Below are 17,764 nucleotides of genomic sequence, written 5' to 3'. Positions count from 1 at the left end.
GCGCTGCGCGGCAGCGCCGTCGAGAGCGCTCCGGCGCGACCGAGGAGGAACACGATGCCCAAGGCTCCCGCCGCCGAACAGCTCAGGCTCTTGGACCTGGCCGCCCTCGACGCGAAGCTCCATTCCCTGGACGTGCGGCGCCGCGCCCTCGAGTCCGATCCGCGCCTCGGGCCTGCGAAGACGGCCCTCGAGCAGGCTGCGGAGGCGGCGCGGTCGGCGGATGCCCTCGTGGCCGGCGCCGAGGCAGAGCTCGCTGCCGTCGAGGCGAAGGTCGCGGAGGTGTCCACCAGGATCGCCCGCGACGAGTCGCGCCTGTACGCGGGCGGCCTCTCGAAGGACCTCGAGGCCCTCCAGAAGGACATCGCCGGCCTCAGCGCTCGGCAGAGCGACCTCGAGGACACCGAGCTCGAGGTTCTGGAGAAGCTCGACGAGCTCCGCGCGGCCCAGGGCGAAGCCGCGGAGGCCCTCGGGCATGCGCAGGCGTCGAGCCAGGACCTGCGGGACGAGCTCGACGAGCAGCTCGGAGCCATCGCCCAGGAGCGCTCCGCAGTGGCACAGCAGCGCTCTGACTTCGCCAGCGGGATCGACGCCGGGCTCCTGGACGTCTACGAGAAGACCCTTGCCAAGCGCGGCGTGGGCGCGGCCAGGCTGTTCCATGGGACGTCCGAGGGCTCCGGCATGGCGCTGAGCCCCGGGGACCTGGCCGCCATCCGCTCTGCAGCCGAAGACGAGATCGTCTTCTGCCCGGACTCGGGGTGCATCCTCGTCCGCTCGCCGGAGTGGAGCTAGGGCGGAAGGATCAGTCCCGCAGGATGAGGGCGAGGGAGCTGGGCTTCCGCGCCGTCGCCGGGACCAGCTCGGCCTCCCAGCCTTCGCGGGCGACGGCGAGCAGCGCCTCGGGCGTGGCCGGCGCGGTCCCGCGGCGCCTGAGCAGGTGGCGGACGAACTCCCCCCGGTGGTGCTTGGCGAAGTGGCTCACCACGCTGCGCTTCCCATCGCGCTCGCGGAAGACATCGACGCTCACCGTTGACGCGGGCGGGGGAGCGTAGGCCGCGGCGTAGGTGCTCGACCGGCAGTCGACGACAAGCCCGTCCCCCGCCCGAGTGGCCAGCACCTCTGCAAGCCGCGGCTTCCAGAACGCGGCGAGGCGGCCCAGCCCCGGCAGTGCGGTAGACATCGACAGCCGGTACGCGGGAACGGCGTCGGCGAAGCCCACCGCCCCCCACAGTGCCGACACCACGACGATCCACGCGTCGGCACGTCGACGCTGGGCCGGGGTGAGGGAGCGGTACCCCAAGGCCTCGTACAGGACCCCCGAGTACACGAGGTGCGCCGGCGCCGCCGGTTCGGTCAGGAGCCGGAGGTTCCGCTCGACGTCGTGCGCGAGCGAGGCACCCACGCCGAGGGCTTCGAGCGCGTCGTGGCGGCCGCTCACCTCCGTGAGCGCCTCGATGACCTCCTTCCGCGCCACCTCGAGCGCGGGGAAGCTCAGCGCGGAGAGGTCGACGGCGGGACCCGGCGGCGCGGGCGTCTTGCCCTCGGAGGGCGGAAGGAGGATGAGCACCCGCCGAATCCTACCGTCGCTGCCGTCAGAGGCAGGCCAGTGCAGCTAGACTTGACGGTCGAGGACAGGTCGGCCGGGCGACCGCGGGGCGGCTCCATCGGGGCCGCCGCGAGGAAAGTCCGGGCTCCACAGGGCAGGGTGGTGGGTAACGCCCACTCGGGGCAACCCGCAGGCCAGTGCCACAGAAAGCAGACCGCCACCGTCGCCGTGCCGCAGGCGCAGCGACGGCGGTAAGGGTGAAACGGTGGTGTAAGAGACCACCAGCTCCCCGGGTGACCGGGGAGGCTCGGTAAACCCCACCCGGAGCAAGGCCAGACAGGGCGCGTGACCAGGGCTGCCCGCCCGAGCGCCCGGGTAGGCCGCTCGAGGCCGCCGGCAACGGCGGTCCTAGATGGATGGTCGCCTCCCGCGCCAGGGCAACCCGGCGCGGAGACAGAACCCGGCTCACAGGCCGGCCTGTCCTCACTCTTCACAGGATCCTGACTCTCGCAGGATCCTGCAGCCCCGAAAGCGAGAGCCTGTGAGTGACTTCACAGGCGCCCGGGCGGCGCCCCCCGATCCCCCCACGTACACTGGAAAGCGAACGTAGAAGTTCTCGAGCCGGGCTCTGCGATCGCAGGCCTGGCTTTTCCATGACCTCAGGCCACCCTGCCCGGGGGCATGCGCACGAGGGAGTGCGCGAACAGAGAAAGGCATCTGTGTGAGCACAACGACGGAATCCGCACTCGGCACCTGGATCGGACGCGAAGCGGCAGCTGAGGAGATGATCCCGATCATCGGGCGGCTGTACCGCCAGAACAACGTGGTCACCTCGGTCCACGGCCGGAGCCTCATCAACCAGTCCGTGGTCGGACTGCTCAAGGCGCACCGCTGGGCCCGCCAGATCGACAGCGAGGAGCTCAGCCTCGAAGAGACGCTTCCCATCCTCAAGGCGCTCGACTCCCTGGAGCTCGGCGCGGCCTCGATCGACCTCGCCCGCCTCAACGAGAAGTTCCGCGCCGAGGGCCAGACCCTCGGGCTCGAGGAGTTCCTCCGCGCTGAACTCGCCGAGATCGTCGGCAAGCGCGGCGCCGACCCGCGCACCAGCACCGACGTCGTGCTCTACGGCTTCGGCCGCATCGGCCGCCTCGTGGCCCGTATCCTCATCGAGCACGCCGGCGGCGGCCACGGCCTCCGCCTCCGGGCCATCGTGGTCCGCAAGGGTTCCGACAAGGACCTCGTCAAGCGTGCGAGCCTCCTGCGCCGCGACTCGGTGCACGGTGCGTTCGAGGGGACGATCACGGTCGACGAGGAGAACAACACCATCCTCGCCAACGGCACGCTCATCCAGGTCATCTACTCGGACAGCCCCGCCTCGGTGGACTACACCCAGTACGGCATCGACAACGCCATTGTGGTGGACAACACCGGCCGGTGGCGTGACGAGGAGGGCCTGTCCCAGCACCTGCAGAGCAAGGGCGTGGCCCGGGTGCTCCTCACTGCGCCGGGCAAGGGCTCGCTGCCGAACATCGTCCACGGCATCAACCACGGCGCGATCTCGGCCGAGGACAAGATCGTCACCGCGGCCTCCTGCACCACGAACGCGATCACCCCGGTGCTCAAGGCCGTCAACGACAAGTACGGTGTCGTGCACGGCCACGTCGAGACGGTCCACTCGTTCACGAACGACCAGAACCTCATCGACAACTTCCACAAGGGCAACCGCCGCGGCCGTGCCGCCGGCCTCAACATGGTGATCACCGAGACCGGCGCTGCGAAGGCCGTCGCGAAGGCGCTCCCCGAGCTCGCCGGCAAGCTCACGGGCAACGCGATCCGCGTCCCCACCCCCGATGTGTCGATGGCCGTGCTCAACCTCAACCTCGAGCACGAGGCGACCAAGGACGAGGTCAACGCCTACCTCCGCGAGATGTCCCTGCACTCGGACCTGCGCAAGCAGATCGACTACATCGACTCGCCCGAGGTCGTCTCCACCGACTTCGTCGGCTCCCGCCGCGCCGGCATTGTCGACGGCCTCGCCACGATCTCGACCGGCAAGAACCTCGTCCTGTACGTCTGGTACGACAACGAGTTCGGCTACTCCTGCCAGGTGGTCCGCGTCCTCGAGGAGATGGCGGGCGTGAACGCGCCTTCCTTTCCCGTCCAGCCCGTGACGGACGACGCGGTGTTGGCAACAACTCGGTAGCAATCGGCACGGTCTCTGGCTTCTCCGCCCGCCGCGGGGGCAAGATGCACCTATGGAAGCAACGGAGCATGAGAGCACGCTCGAGCACGCGCTCGACGTCGCCAGAGCCAACGCCAAGCAGGCCAGACTGCTCGTGGACCACGCCAAGGCACGCCTCGCGTCCGGGGAAGTCACCCCGGAACGCGTCGCCCAGCTGGAGGAACTCCAGCGGGTGGCGGATGAGGACCTCCAGCGCGTGATCCGCGAGCAGTAGGGGCCCCGCCACCGAAAGGCCCCAGGCCACGCACGACGACGAAGGGCGCCGCACACTGGTGCGGCGCCCTTCGTCGTGTTCAGGCAGGCGGCGAATCAGACGTGGGTGTGCCCAGCCTCCGCAGGGCCTTCATGGCTGTGCTCGTGCCCGTGCTCGTGCTCGTCGTCCTGTTCGTGCGCGTGGTCGTGGTCGTCATGGCCGAACGGGTCGGGGTCGACGCCGGGCATCCACGTGAGCCCGGGGACTCCCCAGCCGTGCTTGCGCGCGGCACGACGGGCCTTCTTCGCGTACCGCTCGATGAGCCGATCCACGTACAGCTTGCCGTCGAGGTGGTCGTACTCGTGCTGCATGACTCGGGCGAACCAGCCGGTGGCGACGAACTCGACGGGCCGGCCGTCTCCGTCGAAGCCCTCGACCTTCGCCCACTCCGCCCGCTGGAGCGGGTATCCCTCGCCGGGGAAGGACAGGCAGCCCTCTTCGTCGTCCTCAGGGTCGGGGGCTGCGCCCGAGACCTTCCCGAGGGTGAGGCGTGGGTTCACGAGGACGCCGCGGGGCGGGACGCCGTCGTCGTTGGCGAACTTGTAGACGAAGATCCTCAGCCCGACCCCGATCTGGGGCGCTGCCAGGCCCACGCCGTGCGCGGCGTCGTTCGTCTCGTGCATGTCCTCGATGAGGGTCCGCAGCGCGTCGTCGAACTCGGTCACCTCGGCAGCCCGTCTGTGGAGCACGGGCTCGCCCCAGACGGTGATGGGATGGACGGTCACGCGGGACTCCTCTCTCGGAACGCACACGAGGCCGCCGGGACGGATCCCAGGCGGCCTCGTGGCTGACCGGCGAACCGGCCTCTTCGGGGTGAGTAACGGGGCTTGAACCCGCGACCTTCTGGACCACAACCAGACGCTCTGCCAACTGAGCTATACCCACCGTGGTGGCTTACGGGGCGTTGTGCCCCGCGAAAGCAACGAGAAATAGTCTACCTGCTGTTTGGAGTGGTCATGACCAAATCAGCACTCGCCGACGAACTTTTTTCGGCTGTGGAGGTCAGGCTGTGCCGGCTTGCGGCCGACCCGCGACGATGCGCTGGGCGATGGCCTGGGCGGCGGCGCTCTCCGGGCCGGGAGCGGGGACAAAGACGGCTTCCCGGTAGAAGCGGAGCTCATCGATCGAGTCCCGGATGTCGCCCAGAGCCCGGTGGTTGCCCGTCTTCGCGGGCGACTGGAAGTAGGCCCTCGGGTACCAGCGCCGGGCCAGTTCCTTGATCGTCGAGACATCTATGACGCGGTAGTGGAGGTGGTCGACCACCTGCGGCATGTCGCGGGCGAGGAAGAGCCGGTCGGTACCCACGGAGTTCCCGCCGAGCTGCGCCCTGTTGGGCTCGGGCACCCACGCCCGGATGTACTCCATCACCTTTGCCTCGGCCTCCTCGAGTGTCAGCCCGTGCGGCAGGGCGTCGATGAGCTTGGAGTCCGTGTGCATCCGGCGGACGAAGTCACTCATGCCCGCAAGCGCGGACTCCGTGGGCTTGATCACGACGTCGACGCCATCGCCGAGAATGTTCAGCTCCGAGTCCGTGACGAGCACGGCGACCTCGATGAGGGCATCGGCGACGGGATCAAGGCCCGTCATCTCGCAGTCGATCCAGACAATATGTTCATTGGTGATGGGCACCCGCCCAGACTACCGTCCGATGCCGCGGCAGCCCGCCGTCGTGCGCGGCCCCGATGCTACGATGAAACGGCCGCCGCGCCTGCGCGTGCGCAGGCCAACTGACCCGATGCGGGCTCCGGACCATGAGCCCACCTGTCGAAGAACGGACGCGCGATGTCTCTGCCCTCCCAGCCCCTCGCCCGATCGGGCATGGACGGTGAGGGCCCTGAGATGGCCGATCCGAAATGGCCGCTGCTGTCCGGTTTCGCGGGCTCCCTCGCCGTGATGATCGGGTCCTTCGGAGTCGGCTGGCTCGCTCCCGCGTCCGAGCTGCGCCGCTACACGCTCTTCATCTGGATGCGCACCGAGATCCTCGGCGTCGTGATCAGCATCGTGCTGCTGGCGTTCGGCGGGATGCTGCTCGTGCGCTCCTGGCTGAGGCTCGGGCAGTCGGTGAGGGTCTGGGGGAGCCGGGCGCGCAAGGCCACCCTCGCCGCCTTCGCACTCTGGGGCGCCCCGATGCTGTTCACGGTGCCGCTGTTCAGCCGCGACGTCTACTCCTACATCGGCCAGGGCCGCCTGATGCACGAGGGCCTCAACCCGTACGAGGTGGGCATCTCGGCCCTGTCGAACTACTACCAGCTCGGTGCCGACAAGATGTGGAGCGAGGCGCCGACGCCGTACGGGCAGCTGTACCTCTGGATCGAGCAGTTCGTCGTGTGGGTGACCAATGTGCAGCCCGAGGCGAGCGTGTTCCTGTTCCGGCTCGTCTCGCTCGTGGGCGTCGCCCTCGTGGCGGTGTACGTTCCGAAGCTCGCCTCACTGCACGGGATCAACCCGCACCGGGCCCTGTGGCTGACGGTCGCCAACCCCCTCTTCCTGACCAACTTCATCGCCGCGGTCCACAACGACGCCCTCATGGTGGGGCTTGCGGTGGCGGGCGTGTACTACGTCGCGGTCCACCGACCGCTCCTCGGCATCGTGCTCGTGACGCTTTCCGTCTCCGTCAAGCCCATCACCGCGCTGCTCCTGCCGTTCCTCGCGCTCATGTGGGCGGGCCGAAGAGCCTCCTGGCCGCGGAAGGTGCTCTATCTCCTGGTCACCGGGGCGCTCTCCCTGGGGCTCCTGTACGCCATGAGCCTGCCCAACGGGTTCGGCTTCGGCTGGATCAGCGGGCTCGCGGCCCCCGGCAGCGTGTCGATCTGGTACGCCCCAGTGGGGATGATCGGCATGATGGTCTCCACGCTCACCGCCTCAGTGGGGCTCGGGTGGCTCGACGTCGACCGTGCCGTGTTCAACCTCGGCAAGGTCGTGGCGCTGGGCATCGTCGCCTGGCAGCTCCTCCGCGGCACGCACGACCGCCTGGTGCGGCGCATGACCCTGGCATTCGCTGCCGTGGTGCTCCTGTCGCCCATGATCCAGGCGTGGTACATCGTGTGGCTCATCCCGTTCTTCGCGGTGACCGGCATCCGCGACGACTGGCAGGTGAAGACGCTGTACTTCATCGTCTCGTTCTTCATGATCTATGGGATCTCGGACCAGCTCGACGTCTTCCCCTACCTGCAGGAAGGCGACAACCAGCTGGCGCTGGCCATCGCGCGCAACACCGCGGCACTCATCGCGCTGCTCTTCGCGCTGTACCTCATCTTCGTCGACCCGAAGACGCGCAAGCTCTTCAGGCCCAGCGGTCGCTCCCTCCTCGCCCGCGTGTTCCCGTAGGATCCGGGGGCCTGCCTGGCTGCTCCGCGGTCCACACGCGGCCGTCGCCGCCGACGCAGACAGGAAGGGCCCGGCGCCTGACGGCGCCGGGCCCTTCGCGGGCGCCCCAGGAGGGAATCGAACCCCCGACCAAGAGATTAGAAGGCTCCTGCTCTATCCTCTGAGCTACTGGGGCCGGCTGTGAAAGTCTATCCCGGCAGCGCCCGCGGCAGCGCACCGCGCCCCGTGCCGCAGGCATCAGCAAGACCTCTTCTCCTCCACAGAAGCACGCCTCGGCGTGTCGTCCACATACGCGCCTCCGATCCTCGTGCTTCCGAATCCCCGCGGACAGGGTGGAGTCAGGCCTCCCAGCCGGGGACGGCCACGGATCGGAGGTCTTGGCTATGAGCAACACCGTCACGCTGCGAGGCTGGGTCGGCACCGACCCGACCAAGGGATTCACGAAGGCCAACACGTTCTACACCCGCTTCAGGCTCTCGGTGAGCGAGGGCCACTTCGACCGCGAGCGAGGCGCGTGGGTCGACACCCACACGAGCTGGTACACGGTCGTCTGCTTCGGTGCCTTCGCCCAGAACGTGGCGGAAAGCGTCCGGAAGGGACAGCGGGTCATCGTGATGGGGAAGATCCGGGTCGCGACCTGGCAGAGGGCAGATGGGACTTATTCGAAGGACGTCGACCTCATGGCCAGCTCGGTCGGGCACGACCTCGCCCTCGGCATTGCCGTCTGGAACCGGCGCCGCGATGAGCCGGCGGGGCGCACATCCTCCATCCCGCTGGCCCACATCGAGGGCGTCGGGCCGGTGGACCCGGCCACCGGGGAGCTTCCCGAGGTGCCGTTCGACCCTGACGAGCCGCCGTTCGGAGACGTCCCTGACTACGCGGAGCTCGAGGCCGGCGACGTTCCGGCCCTGGAAGACCGCCCGAGCGAGGAGCTAGGACCGGAACAGCGGCTGCTCTCGGCCTGAGCACCCGCTGGGGCGGAGGGGCCGCAGAGGCCTCCCGCCCCGGCGGATGTGTGATCGCCAGCCGCACCCACTAGATTTAAGGCCATGGCGGAATTCATCTACACCATGACCAAGGCCCGGAAGGCAGTGGGCGACAAGGTCATCCTCGACGACGTGAGCATGTCGTTCTTCCCCGGGGCCAAGATCGGCGTCGTGGGGCCGAACGGTGCCGGCAAGTCGACGATCCTCAAGATCATGGCCGGACTCGACACACCCTCGAACGGGGAGGCACGGCTTTCCCCGGGCTACTCGGTCGGCATCCTGCTCCAGGAGCCTCCTCTGAACGAGGAGAAGACGGTGCTCGGCAACGTGCAGGAAGGCGTGGGGGAGATCTACGCCAAGATCCAGCGCTTCAACGAGATCTCGGAAGAGATGGCGAACCCCGACGCGGACTACGACGCGCTCCTCGAGGAGATGGGCAAGCTCCAGGAAGCCATCGACGCCGCCGACGCCTGGGATCTCGACTCGCAGCTCGAGCAGGCAATGGACGCCCTGCGCTGCCCTCCGGGTGACGCCGACGTCCGGGTGCTCTCGGGTGGTGAGCGCCGCCGCGTGGCCCTCTGCAAGCTGCTCCTGCAGAAGCCCGACCTCCTGCTCCTCGATGAGCCCACCAACCACCTCGACGCGGAGAGCGTGCTCTGGCTCGAGCAGCACCTCTCGACCTACCCGGGCGCGGTTCTCGCCGTGACCCACGACCGCTACTTCCTCGACCACGTCGCAGAGTGGATCTGCGAGGTCGACCGTGGGCGCCTGTACCCGTACGAGGGCAATTACTCGACCTACCTTGAGAAGAAGCGCGCACGCCTCGAGGTGCAGGGCAAGAAGGATGCGAAGCTCGCCAAGCGGCTCGCGGAGGAACTGGACTGGGTGAGGTCGAACGCCAAGGGACGCCAGACCAAGTCGAAGGCCCGCCTCGCCCGGTACGAGGAGATGGCCGCGGAGGCCGAGCGCACGCGCAAGCTCGACTTCGAGGAGATCCAGATCCCGCCGGGCCCGCGCCTCGGCCAGCTCGTCGTGGAGGCGAAGGACCTCAAGAAGGGCTTCGGGGACCGCACGCTCATCGACGGGCTCTCCTTCTCCCTGCCGCGCAACGGCATCGTCGGCGTGATCGGGCCCAACGGCGTGGGCAAGACCACCCTGTTCAAGACCCTCGTCGGGCTCGAGCCGCTGGACGCGGGCGATCTCAAGATCGGCGACTCGGTCAAGATCTCCTACGTGGACCAGAGCCGCGGCGGCATCGACCCGAACAAGACCCTCTGGGAGGTCGTCTCCGATGGCCTCGACCACATCCAGGTCGGCCAGGTCGAGATGCCCTCGCGTGCCTACGTCTCCGCGTTCGGCTTCAAGGGGCCGGACCAGCAGAAGAAGGCCGGCGTGCTCTCCGGCGGTGAGCGCAACCGGCTCAACCTCGCGCTCACGCTCAAGCAGGGCGGCAACCTCCTGCTCCTCGACGAGCCGACCAACGACCTCGACGTCGAGACGCTCTCGAGCCTGGAGAACGCGCTCCTCGAGTTCCCGGGCTGCGCCGTGGTCGTGTCCCACGACCGCTGGTTCCTCGACCGCGTCGCGACGCACATCCTCGCGTACGAGGGGACTGAGGAGAACGAGGCCAACTGGTACTGGTTCGAGGGCAACTTCGAGTCGTACGAGCAGAACAAGGTCGAGCGTCTCGGTCCCGACGCCGCCAAGCCCCACCGGGTGACCCACCGCAAGCTCACGCGCGACTAGCGTCGCTCTGGCTGCCACGGCGGAAGGCCGGACTCCACGCGGAGCCGGCCTTCCGCCGTCGTGCGTGGGCTAGGCGGGTCCGTCGAGATAGGGCAGGCGGATCATCCCCTCCTGGGCGACGCTCGCGACATGCACGCCGCGGCGGTCGAAGATCTTCCCGGCACCGAGGCCCCGTGCGCCTTGGGCGCTGGGCGCCTCCTGGACGTACAGGAGCCAGTCGTCGACCCGGACGGGCCGGTGCCACCACATGGCGTGGTCGAGGCTTGCGACGCTCATCCCGGGTGTGATCCAGGAGAGGCCGTGCCGCCGCAGCACGGGTTCGAGCAGGGTGTAGTCGCTCGCATAGGCGAGAGCGGCGCGGTGCAGGCCGTCGTCGTCCGGCATGGCGTCGAAGGTCTTCATCCACACGGCGTTGCGTGCGACGTGGGGGCCGGCCGCCGAGACGTACATGGCCGGGTCCACGTGGCGGATGTCGAAGGGCCGGTCGAAGGCCCAGTACTGCGCCACGGGGTGGTCGATCTCGCCGAGGAGGTCGGCGGTGCTCGGCAGCGTCTCGGGGTCCGGGATGCCCTCCGGCATCGCAGACTGGTGCTCGACCCCGTCGGCCTCGATCTGGAACGACGCGATCATGGACAGGATCGGGACTCCGTCTTGGTACGCGTGGACCTGCCGTGCCGAGAACGACCTCCCGTCGCGAAGCCGCTCGACCCCGAAGGTGATCGGCTTGTCCGCATCCCCCGGGCGCAGGAAGTAGGCGTGGATCGAGTGGACCGGGCGCCCATCGGCCACCGTGCGTGACGCGGCGATGAGGCTCTGGGCGAGCACCTGGCCGCCGAAGACGCGGTGCCGCGGCTGCCGCTCGCTCGGTCCAACGAAGACGTCCTTGTCCGTCCGGGCGCCCCCGAGGTCGTCGAGGTCCAGAAGGGTCAGGAGGGCGCCGGTGCTGCCGGCTCGGTGCGCGGGGCTGGTCATGCCCATGACACTAGACGGCGCGGGCGGCGGCGGCCAAGGAGGTCCGCGGGGCGTCGGGTGCGAAGATGGGAGCATGTCCTCGGTCTACCGGTTCCCTCTCCAGCTGCGCTTCGGCGACGTCGACTCCTACGGGCACGTGAACAACGTGCGCTTCTTCCAGTTCCTCGAGGACGCTCGGGTCCACTGGCTCCGCGAGCCGCTGCGGGTGCCTGCGGCGGGCGCGTCCACGATGGCTGGACTCGTCACCGAGGAGAACTTCACGCTGGTCGGAAGGCACGAGATCGAGTACATGGCGCCGCTCATGTACCGGCGCGAGCCGATCGCCGTGGACCTGTGGGTGACGCGCGTGGGCGGCTCGAGCTTCGACCTCGGGTACACCGTCCGGGAGCCGGACGGCCCTGACCTGTATGCCTACTGCTCGACCTCGATGGTCCTCGTGAGCCGCTCCACCGGCCGTCCCGTCCGCCTGCCCGCCGCTCTGCGGGCCGAGTTCGACGAGTTCGCCGGGCCGCCCGTGCCGTTCAGGCGTCGGCCGCCTCTGCCAGCATCGGTGGGCATGAAGGGAGATGGTGCATGAGCGCCGCCGACATCCAGACCGCCCTCGACTTCGGCGACCCGCGCGCTGTGGCCGACCTGCGCATCTTCCTGGCGCGTGCCAGGGCCGTGGAGGATGGCGCCGTGCGCTTCCAGGCTGTTGGGGGAGTACTCGCCGTCTACGTGTGCGTCCTGAGCCCCCGCGTCCTCGGCGAGGCGACTCCGACGGTGCTGGGGCTGCGCACGGTCGCGCTCGCCCGGCCCGCGGAGCTGGACGCCACCGTGGCGATCGCCTCGGTCTTCGACCGGTTCGCGCGCCTCGGCGAGGATGCGACGCTGCTGGACGTCCCGCCGTCGCACGTCCGCACCCCCTGGGCCGCGGTGAGCCCGCCGCGCGGCCCCTGGCGGCCGCTGGGGCGTCTCGACGGCCAGCAGATCGCAGCAGCGGCGGCAGCGGGCATCGCCGAGGTGGCCGGTGCCGTCCCCGACCGTCCTGGCTCCGCAGTGGTCCACGGCGTGCGGGCTGCGGTGTGGGGGAGGGACCTCGAGGGAACCCCGGGCGTGCCTGCGGGCGCCGCCTTCGCGGCACACACGCTCGGGTTCGCGGCAGCGGGGGAACCGCTGGACCTGTTCGAGTCCGGCCTCTGGGTCAGGCTCTCCTCACACCGCGGCCACGTGCTGTGCCGCCGGCCGTCGCTGCTCGGGACGTGAAGGCGCCGCGCCCGCGGGGAGGCTGCCTGGCCGGCGCCGGGCGCCCCCGCGTGGACGGGCGGGCTCAGTCCTCGAAGGAGTTCACGAGGGAGTGCGCAGCGCGCTCGAGGTAGTCCCACAGCGTGGCCTCCTGGAGCGGCGGCAGCCCGAGGGCGTCCACGCCGGTGCGCATGTGCGCGAGCCAGCGGTCCCGTGCCTCCGGGTTCACCTTGTACGGCATGTGCCGCATCCGCAGGCGCGGGTGTCCCCGCTCCGCACTGTAGGTGCCCGGACCGCCCCAGTACTGCTCGAGGAACATCGTCAGGCGCCGTTTGGCGGGTTCCAGATCATCCTCGGGGTACATCGGCCGCAGGACCGGGTCCTCCGCCACGCCCTGGTAGAACACGTCCACGAGTCTGACGAAGGTCTCGTGGCCGCCGATCTGGTCGAAGAAGCTCGCTGCGGGGACACCACCCCGCAGAAGGTCCGGACGTCCCTCCCCGGGGACTCCGGGGGTCGTCATCTCACTCACCCGAACGCTGGCCTCCGTTGCTGTCCTGGGCGGTGCTGCCGGTCCGCTCGCCCTTCTCACCATTGTCGTCCGTGCTGTGGCCGTTCGCGGCCACGGGGACGTAGGTGCCCTGCGAGCGGTTCCCCACGCGGAGGATCTCGCCGTTGCGCAGGTACCAGACCGTTCCGTCGTCGGCCCGGACCCTCGTGATGCGCAGGCCCACGGACTCCACGGTGCCCACCACCTCGCCGGCACCGGTCTCGATGACGTCCCCGATCCCGAACTGGTCCTCGAGGGTGATGAAGATCCCCGCGAGGAAGTCGCGGATGAGCTGCTGCGCGCCGAAGCCGATGGCGACACCGAGGATCCCGACGCTCGTCAGCAGCGGGGCGAGGTCCACGCCGAGGGCCCGGAGCACATACATCCCCACGATCGTGGAGATGATGGCCGCGACCGTGCTGTTCAGGAGCGAGCCGATCGTCGCAGCCCGCTGGGCGCGGCGCTCCGAGTCCAGGGCCCGCAGCGCGGGCGCCGCCCACCGGAACAGGCGGTGCTCGGCCAGTTGCGGCCCCGCGAGGATGCGCTTGACGATCTGGCGGATGACGAACGTCGCCACGAGCCACACGATGAGCCCGGCGCCCACGGCCAAGCCCACTTCGATGAGCTTCTCGTTGAAGGTCGCGACAGCGGTATCGATGTCCTCGGACACAGGCAGGAGCCTCCTGGGGATGGGGTGCATCGGACCCGTCTACCCTATCGGGCCCCGGCCGTCGCCCGTGGCCGTCACGGCTCCTCGGGGAGATGCCTCACAGGGAAGTTCACCGAGCGCGCAATGAAGCACAGGTCGTGTGCCTCATCGTGGAGACGGTCCGCGAGTGCCCGCTGCGACTCGTCGGCCAGGCCCACACGGGGATGGAGGACGGCCGAGGTGAACTCGCCGCTGCCGTCCCGGTTGAGGTGCATCGTTCCCTCGGCCCTGTCCTCATACGAGACCACGGTGAGCCCGTGGGTCACCGCCACGTGCAGGTACGAGAGCATGTGGCACTGGGCGAGCGCCGCCAGGAGCAGCTGCTCGGGGTTGTACCTGTCGCGGTCGCCCCGGAATGTCGGGTCAGCCGACCCCGGCAGCACGGGCAGGCCCGGAAGCGCGATGTCATGTTCCCGGCCATATTCGCGGTAGCCGGAGGTCCCGGAGCCGCGGTTGCCCGTCCACGTCACTGCGACGGTGTAGTGGTGGTCCCCGATCGCCATGGCGGTCAGGCTACCGGTCCGCGGCCTGCGCGCGCAGCGCCCGTGCGACGCCGTCGCGGTTCTCGAGCATCATGCGGCGCAGGGCGGCCTGGTCGTCGCGCAGGGACGTGAGGAACGCGTCCGTCCGCTCGAGCGTCTCCGGCGTGGTCTGCCGCGCCGGGTAGAGGCCGACGACGATCTGCTGGGCGAGCGCGTGCGTCCTCTCGGCGACGATGCCGGGGACGGCCTCGAAGTAGCGCTCCGTGAACGGGGCGAGCAGGCCGGCGTCGTGCGCGCGCACGAAGCCGTTGATCGCGGCCTGCTGCATCGCGTTCGAGAGGTCGCCGCGCACGACGACCGCCTCCCACGTCTCCTCCTTGGCCTCCCGGGTGGGCCGCGCCGCCATCGCGAGGGCCGCTGCGCACTGCCCGGTGGAGGTGTTGTCCCTGGCGAGCTCCTCGTCGATCCGTCCCTGCCCGATGGCTCCTCCTGCTGCCAGGGAGGCGATGAACTCCCACCGAAGGTCCTGGTCGACCACGAGGCCCGGCACCTCGACCGAGCCGTCGAGCAGCCCGGCGACCGCCTCGAGGTGCTCGGGCGCTGCCGCGAGCCCGGAGAAGGCCTTGGCGAACTGCAGCTGGGAGTCCGAACCGGCAGCCGCCTCGCGTGCCAGGTCCCAGAGGCGTGCGGCCGTCGCGCCCTTCGTCTCGGACCGGGCCTCGGGAGCGACGTAGAAGTCGAGCGTCGTCGCGAGCTGCCGCAGGAGCGTCTGCACCACTGACGCGTCGGATTCGGAGCCGATGTTGGACAGGACCAGGTCGACGTACCCGCGTGCCGGGCTCTCGCCGTCCCGCGCGCCGTCCCAGGCTGAGCCCCAGACCAGGGCCCGCGGGAGGCTCTCGGTGATGTCCTTGAGCCCCGCGGTGGCGGTCACCTGTGAGACGGCGTCCAGGCGCACCTTCGCGAAGGCGAGGTCGTCGTCGTTCAGGAGGACGAGGGCGGGGCGGCGCAGCCCTGCGAGGTCCGGCACCTCGGTCAGCTCGCCCTCGACGTCGAGTTCGGTGCGGTGGGCCCGCACGAGCGAGCCGGCGCCGTCGTGCTCGTAGAAGCCGATCGCGAGGCGGTGCGGGCGGATGGTCGGGTACTCGGCCACAGCGCTCTGGCGCACGGCGAAGCGCAGGATGCGGCCGTCGTCGTCCGTCTCGATCTCGGGGGAGAGTGTGTTCACGCCGGCGGTCTCCAGCCACGCCTGGCCCCAGGCGGTGAGGTCGCGTCCGCTGGCCGCCTCGAGCTCCGCCATGAGGTCCGCGAGGACGGTGTTGCCCCACGCGTGCTTCGCGAAGTAGCGGCGCACGCCTTCCATGAACTTCTCCTGCCCCACCCACGCGACCAGCTGCTTGAGGACGGAGGCTCCCTTGGCGTACGTGATGCCGTCGAAGTTGACCTCGACGTCTGCGAGGTCGGCGATGTCCGCGAAGATGGGGTGCGTCGTGGGGAGCTGGTCCTGGCGGTAGGCCCAGGACTTCTCCACGGACGCGAAGGTGGTCCACGCATGGCGGAAGTCAGTCGCCTCCGCGGCGGCGAGGTGGGACATGAACTCGGCGAAGGACTCGTTGAGCCACAGGTCGTCCCACCAGCGCATCGTCACGAGGTCGCCGAACCACATGTGCGCGAGCTCGTGCAGGACGGTGATGGCGCGGCGCTCGACGGTGGCCTGAGTCGGCTTCGAGCGGAAGACGTAGCTCTCGAGGATCGTGACTGCCCCGGCGTTCTCCATCGCGCCGGCGTTGAACTCAGGGACGAAGAGCTGGTCGTACTTCTCGAACGGGTACTCGCACCCGAATTCGCGCTCGTAGAACTCGAAGCCGGCCTTGGTCAGGGAGAAGATGTTCGCCGCGTCGAGGTACTCCATGAGCGACCTGCGCGCGAAGACCCCGAGCGGGATCGTCCTCCCGGCGGAGTTGACGAGCTCGTCGTGCACGCTCTCGTAGGGGCCTGCGATCAGGGCGGTGATGTAGCTGGAGATGCGGCCGGTCGGGGCGAAGTCCCAGACCCCGGCCTCCGGGGCGCCGGCAGGCTGCGGCTGCGGCGTGGGGGAGTTGGACACGACCGTCCAGCGCGACGGCGCGGTGACCGTGAAGCGGAAGGCGGCCTTGAGGTCGGGCTGCTCGAAGACGGCGAAGACCCGGCGGGAGTCGGGGACCTCGAACTGCGTGTACAGGTAGACCTCGCCGTCGGCCGGATCGACGAAGCGGTGCAGGCCCTCGCCCGTGTTCATGTAGAGGGCGTCGGCGTCGACGACCAGCTCGTTCTCGCCCTTGAGCGAGGGCAGCTGGATGCGGACGCCGTCGCTGACGCGGGCCACGTCGAGCGCCTCGCCGTTGAGCGTCACCGAGCGCACCGTGTCCGTGATCGCGTCGATGAACGACGACGAGCCCTCCTGCGCGGCGAAGCGCACCGTGGTGCGGGAGCCGAAGACCCGGTCGCCGCGCGTGAGATCCAGCTCGACGTGGTAGGAGTCCACCCGCCGGATGGCCTTCGCGCGCTCCTGCGCCTCGGATCGGGTGAGGTTCGTCCCTGGCATCGTGCCTCCAAACGTCTGTGCTGCGGTGCCGGCGGGCACTGCCGTCGTGTGCCGAGCGCCGAAACGTGGCGTGGCTCACTCTGAAGCTATTCTTTCGTGTTGTCCCGCCGCAAGCCAGCATCGCACACGCACGATTCTGTGACGCGCCGGTGGAGTAGCGTGGAGCGCATGGCAGGGGAATCGGGGCAGAGGGTCGACCGCAAGGCGCTCCGCTTCGCGATCGGCTACCCCATCCTCCTCGGCGGCGGATTCGTCCTCGCGGCCTTCACCTTCCGAGGACGGGTCCCGGAGCCCGTCGCCTGGCTCTGGAACGCGGACGGAGGGACGGCCTTCACGCCCTTTGCGGCGTATCTGGCCGCCGGCGCCGGGCTCATCGCCATCCTCGGCGCCCTCCTGTGCAGCCAGGCCGCCTTCACGCGGCGGCCCCCCATCGCGCGGCGGGTCTTCATGGCCGGCGGGATCGGCATGTCGATGTTCCTCGCGACCGTCCTCGCCGCCGGCCTGCTCGGCCAGGTCGGGCTCGATGACGCGCGGGACTCGCATCCGGACCCGGTCGTCCTCGCGATGGGCTCGGGAGCCACCCTGGCGTTCGCCGTCGTCATGTTCTTCACCTTCAAGCCGGACGAGCAGTGGAGCCCCCGCGACGAGGCTGCGCTCCTCGACGCGCTCGAGCCGGAGCGCGTCCGGCTGACCTTCACCTATTGGGCGCACGCGCGCTCGTCCGTGTTCGTCATGCTCGGGATCATCGGCGTCTCCGTCTCGCTCCTGCTCCTCGTGGTCTCGCCGTGGATCTCGCTGGTCCTGACGGCGGGCGCACTCCTGGCGGCCTGCTCGCTCGTGGCGCGGGTCTCCGTGAGCCCGGAAGGAGTCGGCGTCTTCCTCGCCGGAATGGTTCCCGTCCTCAGGTTCCGGACGGCGAGCGTGCTGAGGGCGAGCTTCGAGACCGTCGCGGCCCGCCGGTTCGGAGGGTGGGGCTACCGCCGGAAGGGCCAGGCAGTCTCGGTCCTCGTGGCCAGCGGGGAGGCGGTGGAGGCAGTCCTCGACGACGGCCGGCAGGTCGTCTTCTCCGGCCGGGACGGGGACACCGCCCGCCGCGTCGTCGACGTGCTGCGCGCCGGCTCCGGAGCGTAGTCTGGACCTCGGCCT

The 17,764-nt window shown here is 69.7% G+C and carries 17 protein-coding genes, 2 tRNA genes and 1 other RNA gene; 10 read left to right on the top strand and 10 right to left on the bottom strand.

Annotated features, from left to right (window positions below):
- The first annotated feature begins 54 nt into the window (after window positions 1–54).
- Window positions 55–789: a zinc ribbon domain-containing protein gene (locus ACQ5BE_RS02780; RefSeq protein ID WP_430295383.1), complete on the top strand. Its 735-nt coding sequence runs from the start codon at window positions 55–57 to the stop codon at window positions 787–789.
- A 10-nt stretch (window positions 790–799) separates the two neighbouring features.
- Here the strand turns inward: ACQ5BE_RS02780 and ACQ5BE_RS02775 are convergent, their stop codons facing one another.
- Complete coding sequence (locus tag ACQ5BE_RS02775) at window positions 800–1,564, bottom strand: YaaA family protein (RefSeq protein WP_430295382.1); 765 nt, start codon at window positions 1,562–1,564, stop codon at window positions 800–802.
- Between the two features lie 65 nt (window positions 1,565–1,629).
- Here ACQ5BE_RS02775 and rnpB point away from each other — a divergent pair.
- The 3 genes from rnpB to ACQ5BE_RS02760 all read left to right on the top strand — a co-directional run bounded on the left by rnpB (window position 1,630) and on the right by ACQ5BE_RS02760 (window position 3,999).
- An RNA gene (gene rnpB, locus ACQ5BE_RS02770) (RNase P RNA component class A) lies at window positions 1,630–2,027 on the top strand.
- A gap of 273 nt (window positions 2,028–2,300) precedes the next feature.
- Window positions 2,301–3,746, top strand: coding sequence for a glyceraldehyde-3-phosphate dehydrogenase (locus ACQ5BE_RS02765; protein WP_430295764.1), 1,446 nt, complete (start codon window positions 2,301–2,303; stop codon window positions 3,744–3,746).
- Window positions 3,747–3,798: 52 nt separating this feature from the next.
- Window positions 3,799–3,999, top strand: a complete 201-nt coding sequence (locus tag ACQ5BE_RS02760) for a hypothetical protein (protein WP_430295381.1) — start codon at window positions 3,799–3,801, stop codon at window positions 3,997–3,999.
- A 95-nt stretch (window positions 4,000–4,094) separates the two neighbouring features.
- Here the strand turns inward: ACQ5BE_RS02760 and def are convergent, their stop codons facing one another.
- From def to orn, 3 genes are all read right to left on the bottom strand, one after another.
- Window positions 4,095–4,763 carry a peptide deformylase gene (gene def / locus ACQ5BE_RS02755; protein WP_430295380.1) on the bottom strand — a complete coding sequence of 223 codons (669 nt, stop codon included), beginning with the start codon at window positions 4,761–4,763 and terminating at the stop codon, window positions 4,095–4,097.
- Between the two features lie 87 nt (window positions 4,764–4,850).
- Window positions 4,851–4,923: transfer RNA gene (locus tag ACQ5BE_RS02750), tRNA-His, on the bottom strand.
- A gap of 117 nt (window positions 4,924–5,040) precedes the next feature.
- A complete protein-coding gene (gene orn, locus ACQ5BE_RS02745; protein WP_208712719.1) occupies window positions 5,041–5,667 on the bottom strand; it encodes an oligoribonuclease in 627 nt (208 codons plus the stop codon).
- Window positions 5,668–5,877: 210 nt separating this feature from the next.
- Between orn and mptB the strand changes: the two genes are divergently transcribed.
- Complete coding sequence (gene mptB, locus ACQ5BE_RS02740) at window positions 5,878–7,365, top strand: polyprenol phosphomannose-dependent alpha 1,6 mannosyltransferase MptB (protein ID WP_430295379.1); 1,488 nt, start codon at window positions 5,878–5,880, stop codon at window positions 7,363–7,365.
- Window positions 7,366–7,467: 102 nt separating this feature from the next.
- Here mptB and ACQ5BE_RS02735 read toward each other — a convergent pair.
- Window positions 7,468–7,540, bottom strand: a tRNA-Arg gene (locus tag ACQ5BE_RS02735).
- A gap of 208 nt (window positions 7,541–7,748) precedes the next feature.
- On the opposite strand from ACQ5BE_RS02735, the gene ACQ5BE_RS02730 reads away from it, so the two are divergent.
- Both ACQ5BE_RS02730 and ettA read left to right on the top strand, forming a co-directional pair.
- Complete coding sequence (locus ACQ5BE_RS02730; RefSeq protein ID WP_430295378.1) at window positions 7,749–8,330, top strand: single-stranded DNA-binding protein; 582 nt, start codon at window positions 7,749–7,751, stop codon at window positions 8,328–8,330.
- 84 nt (window positions 8,331–8,414) lie between these two features.
- Entirely contained in the window at window positions 8,415–10,097 is a 1,683-nt protein-coding gene (gene ettA / locus ACQ5BE_RS02725; RefSeq protein ID WP_344298319.1) for an energy-dependent translational throttle protein EttA, read from the top strand.
- Between the two features lie 69 nt (window positions 10,098–10,166).
- Here ettA and ACQ5BE_RS02720 read toward each other — a convergent pair whose 3' ends face one another.
- Complete coding sequence (locus ACQ5BE_RS02720) at window positions 10,167–11,069, bottom strand: acyl-CoA thioesterase (protein ID WP_255405697.1); 903 nt, start codon at window positions 11,067–11,069, stop codon at window positions 10,167–10,169.
- A 73-nt stretch (window positions 11,070–11,142) separates the two neighbouring features.
- On the opposite strand from ACQ5BE_RS02720, the gene ACQ5BE_RS02715 reads away from it, so the two are divergent.
- Window positions 11,143–11,646, top strand: coding sequence for an acyl-CoA thioesterase (locus ACQ5BE_RS02715; protein WP_430295377.1), 504 nt, complete (start codon window positions 11,143–11,145; stop codon window positions 11,644–11,646).
- Window positions 11,643–12,314 carry a hypothetical protein gene (locus ACQ5BE_RS02710; protein WP_430295375.1) on the top strand — a complete coding sequence of 224 codons (672 nt, stop codon included), beginning with the start codon at window positions 11,643–11,645 and terminating at the stop codon, window positions 12,312–12,314. The genes ACQ5BE_RS02715 and ACQ5BE_RS02710 overlap by 4 nt, the downstream gene beginning before the upstream one ends.
- A 64-nt stretch (window positions 12,315–12,378) precedes the next feature.
- Here the strand turns inward: ACQ5BE_RS02710 and ACQ5BE_RS02705 are convergent, their stop codons facing one another.
- From ACQ5BE_RS02705 to pepN, 4 genes are read right to left on the bottom strand one after another with little or no spacing between them, the layout of a single operon-like run.
- Window positions 12,379–12,816: a globin gene (locus ACQ5BE_RS02705; protein WP_430295374.1), complete on the bottom strand. Its 438-nt coding sequence runs from the start codon at window positions 12,814–12,816 to the stop codon at window positions 12,379–12,381.
- Window position 12,817: 1 nt separating this feature from the next.
- Complete coding sequence (locus ACQ5BE_RS02700; protein ID WP_413247895.1) at window positions 12,818–13,543, bottom strand: mechanosensitive ion channel family protein; 726 nt, start codon at window positions 13,541–13,543, stop codon at window positions 12,818–12,820.
- Between the two features lie 44 nt (window positions 13,544–13,587).
- On the bottom strand, window positions 13,588–14,055 hold the full coding sequence (locus ACQ5BE_RS02695; RefSeq protein WP_430295373.1) for an OsmC family protein: 468 nt from the start codon (window positions 14,053–14,055) through the stop codon (window positions 13,588–13,590).
- 10 nt (window positions 14,056–14,065) lie between these two features.
- Window positions 14,066–16,618, bottom strand: a complete 2,553-nt coding sequence (gene pepN / locus ACQ5BE_RS02690) for an aminopeptidase N (RefSeq protein ID WP_430295372.1) — start codon at window positions 16,616–16,618, stop codon at window positions 14,066–14,068.
- Window positions 16,619–16,786: 168 nt separating this feature from the next.
- Between pepN and ACQ5BE_RS02685 the strand changes: the two genes are divergently transcribed.
- Entirely contained in the window at window positions 16,787–17,749 is a 963-nt protein-coding gene (locus ACQ5BE_RS02685; RefSeq protein WP_430295371.1) for a hypothetical protein, read from the top strand.
- The last annotated feature ends 15 nt before the right edge of the window (window positions 17,750–17,764 follow it).

The sequence above is a fragment of the Sinomonas sp. B1-1 genome, assembly GCF_050474465.1.
GTDB lineage: Bacteria > Actinomycetota > Actinomycetes > Actinomycetales > Micrococcaceae > Sinomonas > Sinomonas flava.
This window is presented reverse-complemented; position numbering and strand designations above follow the sequence as displayed.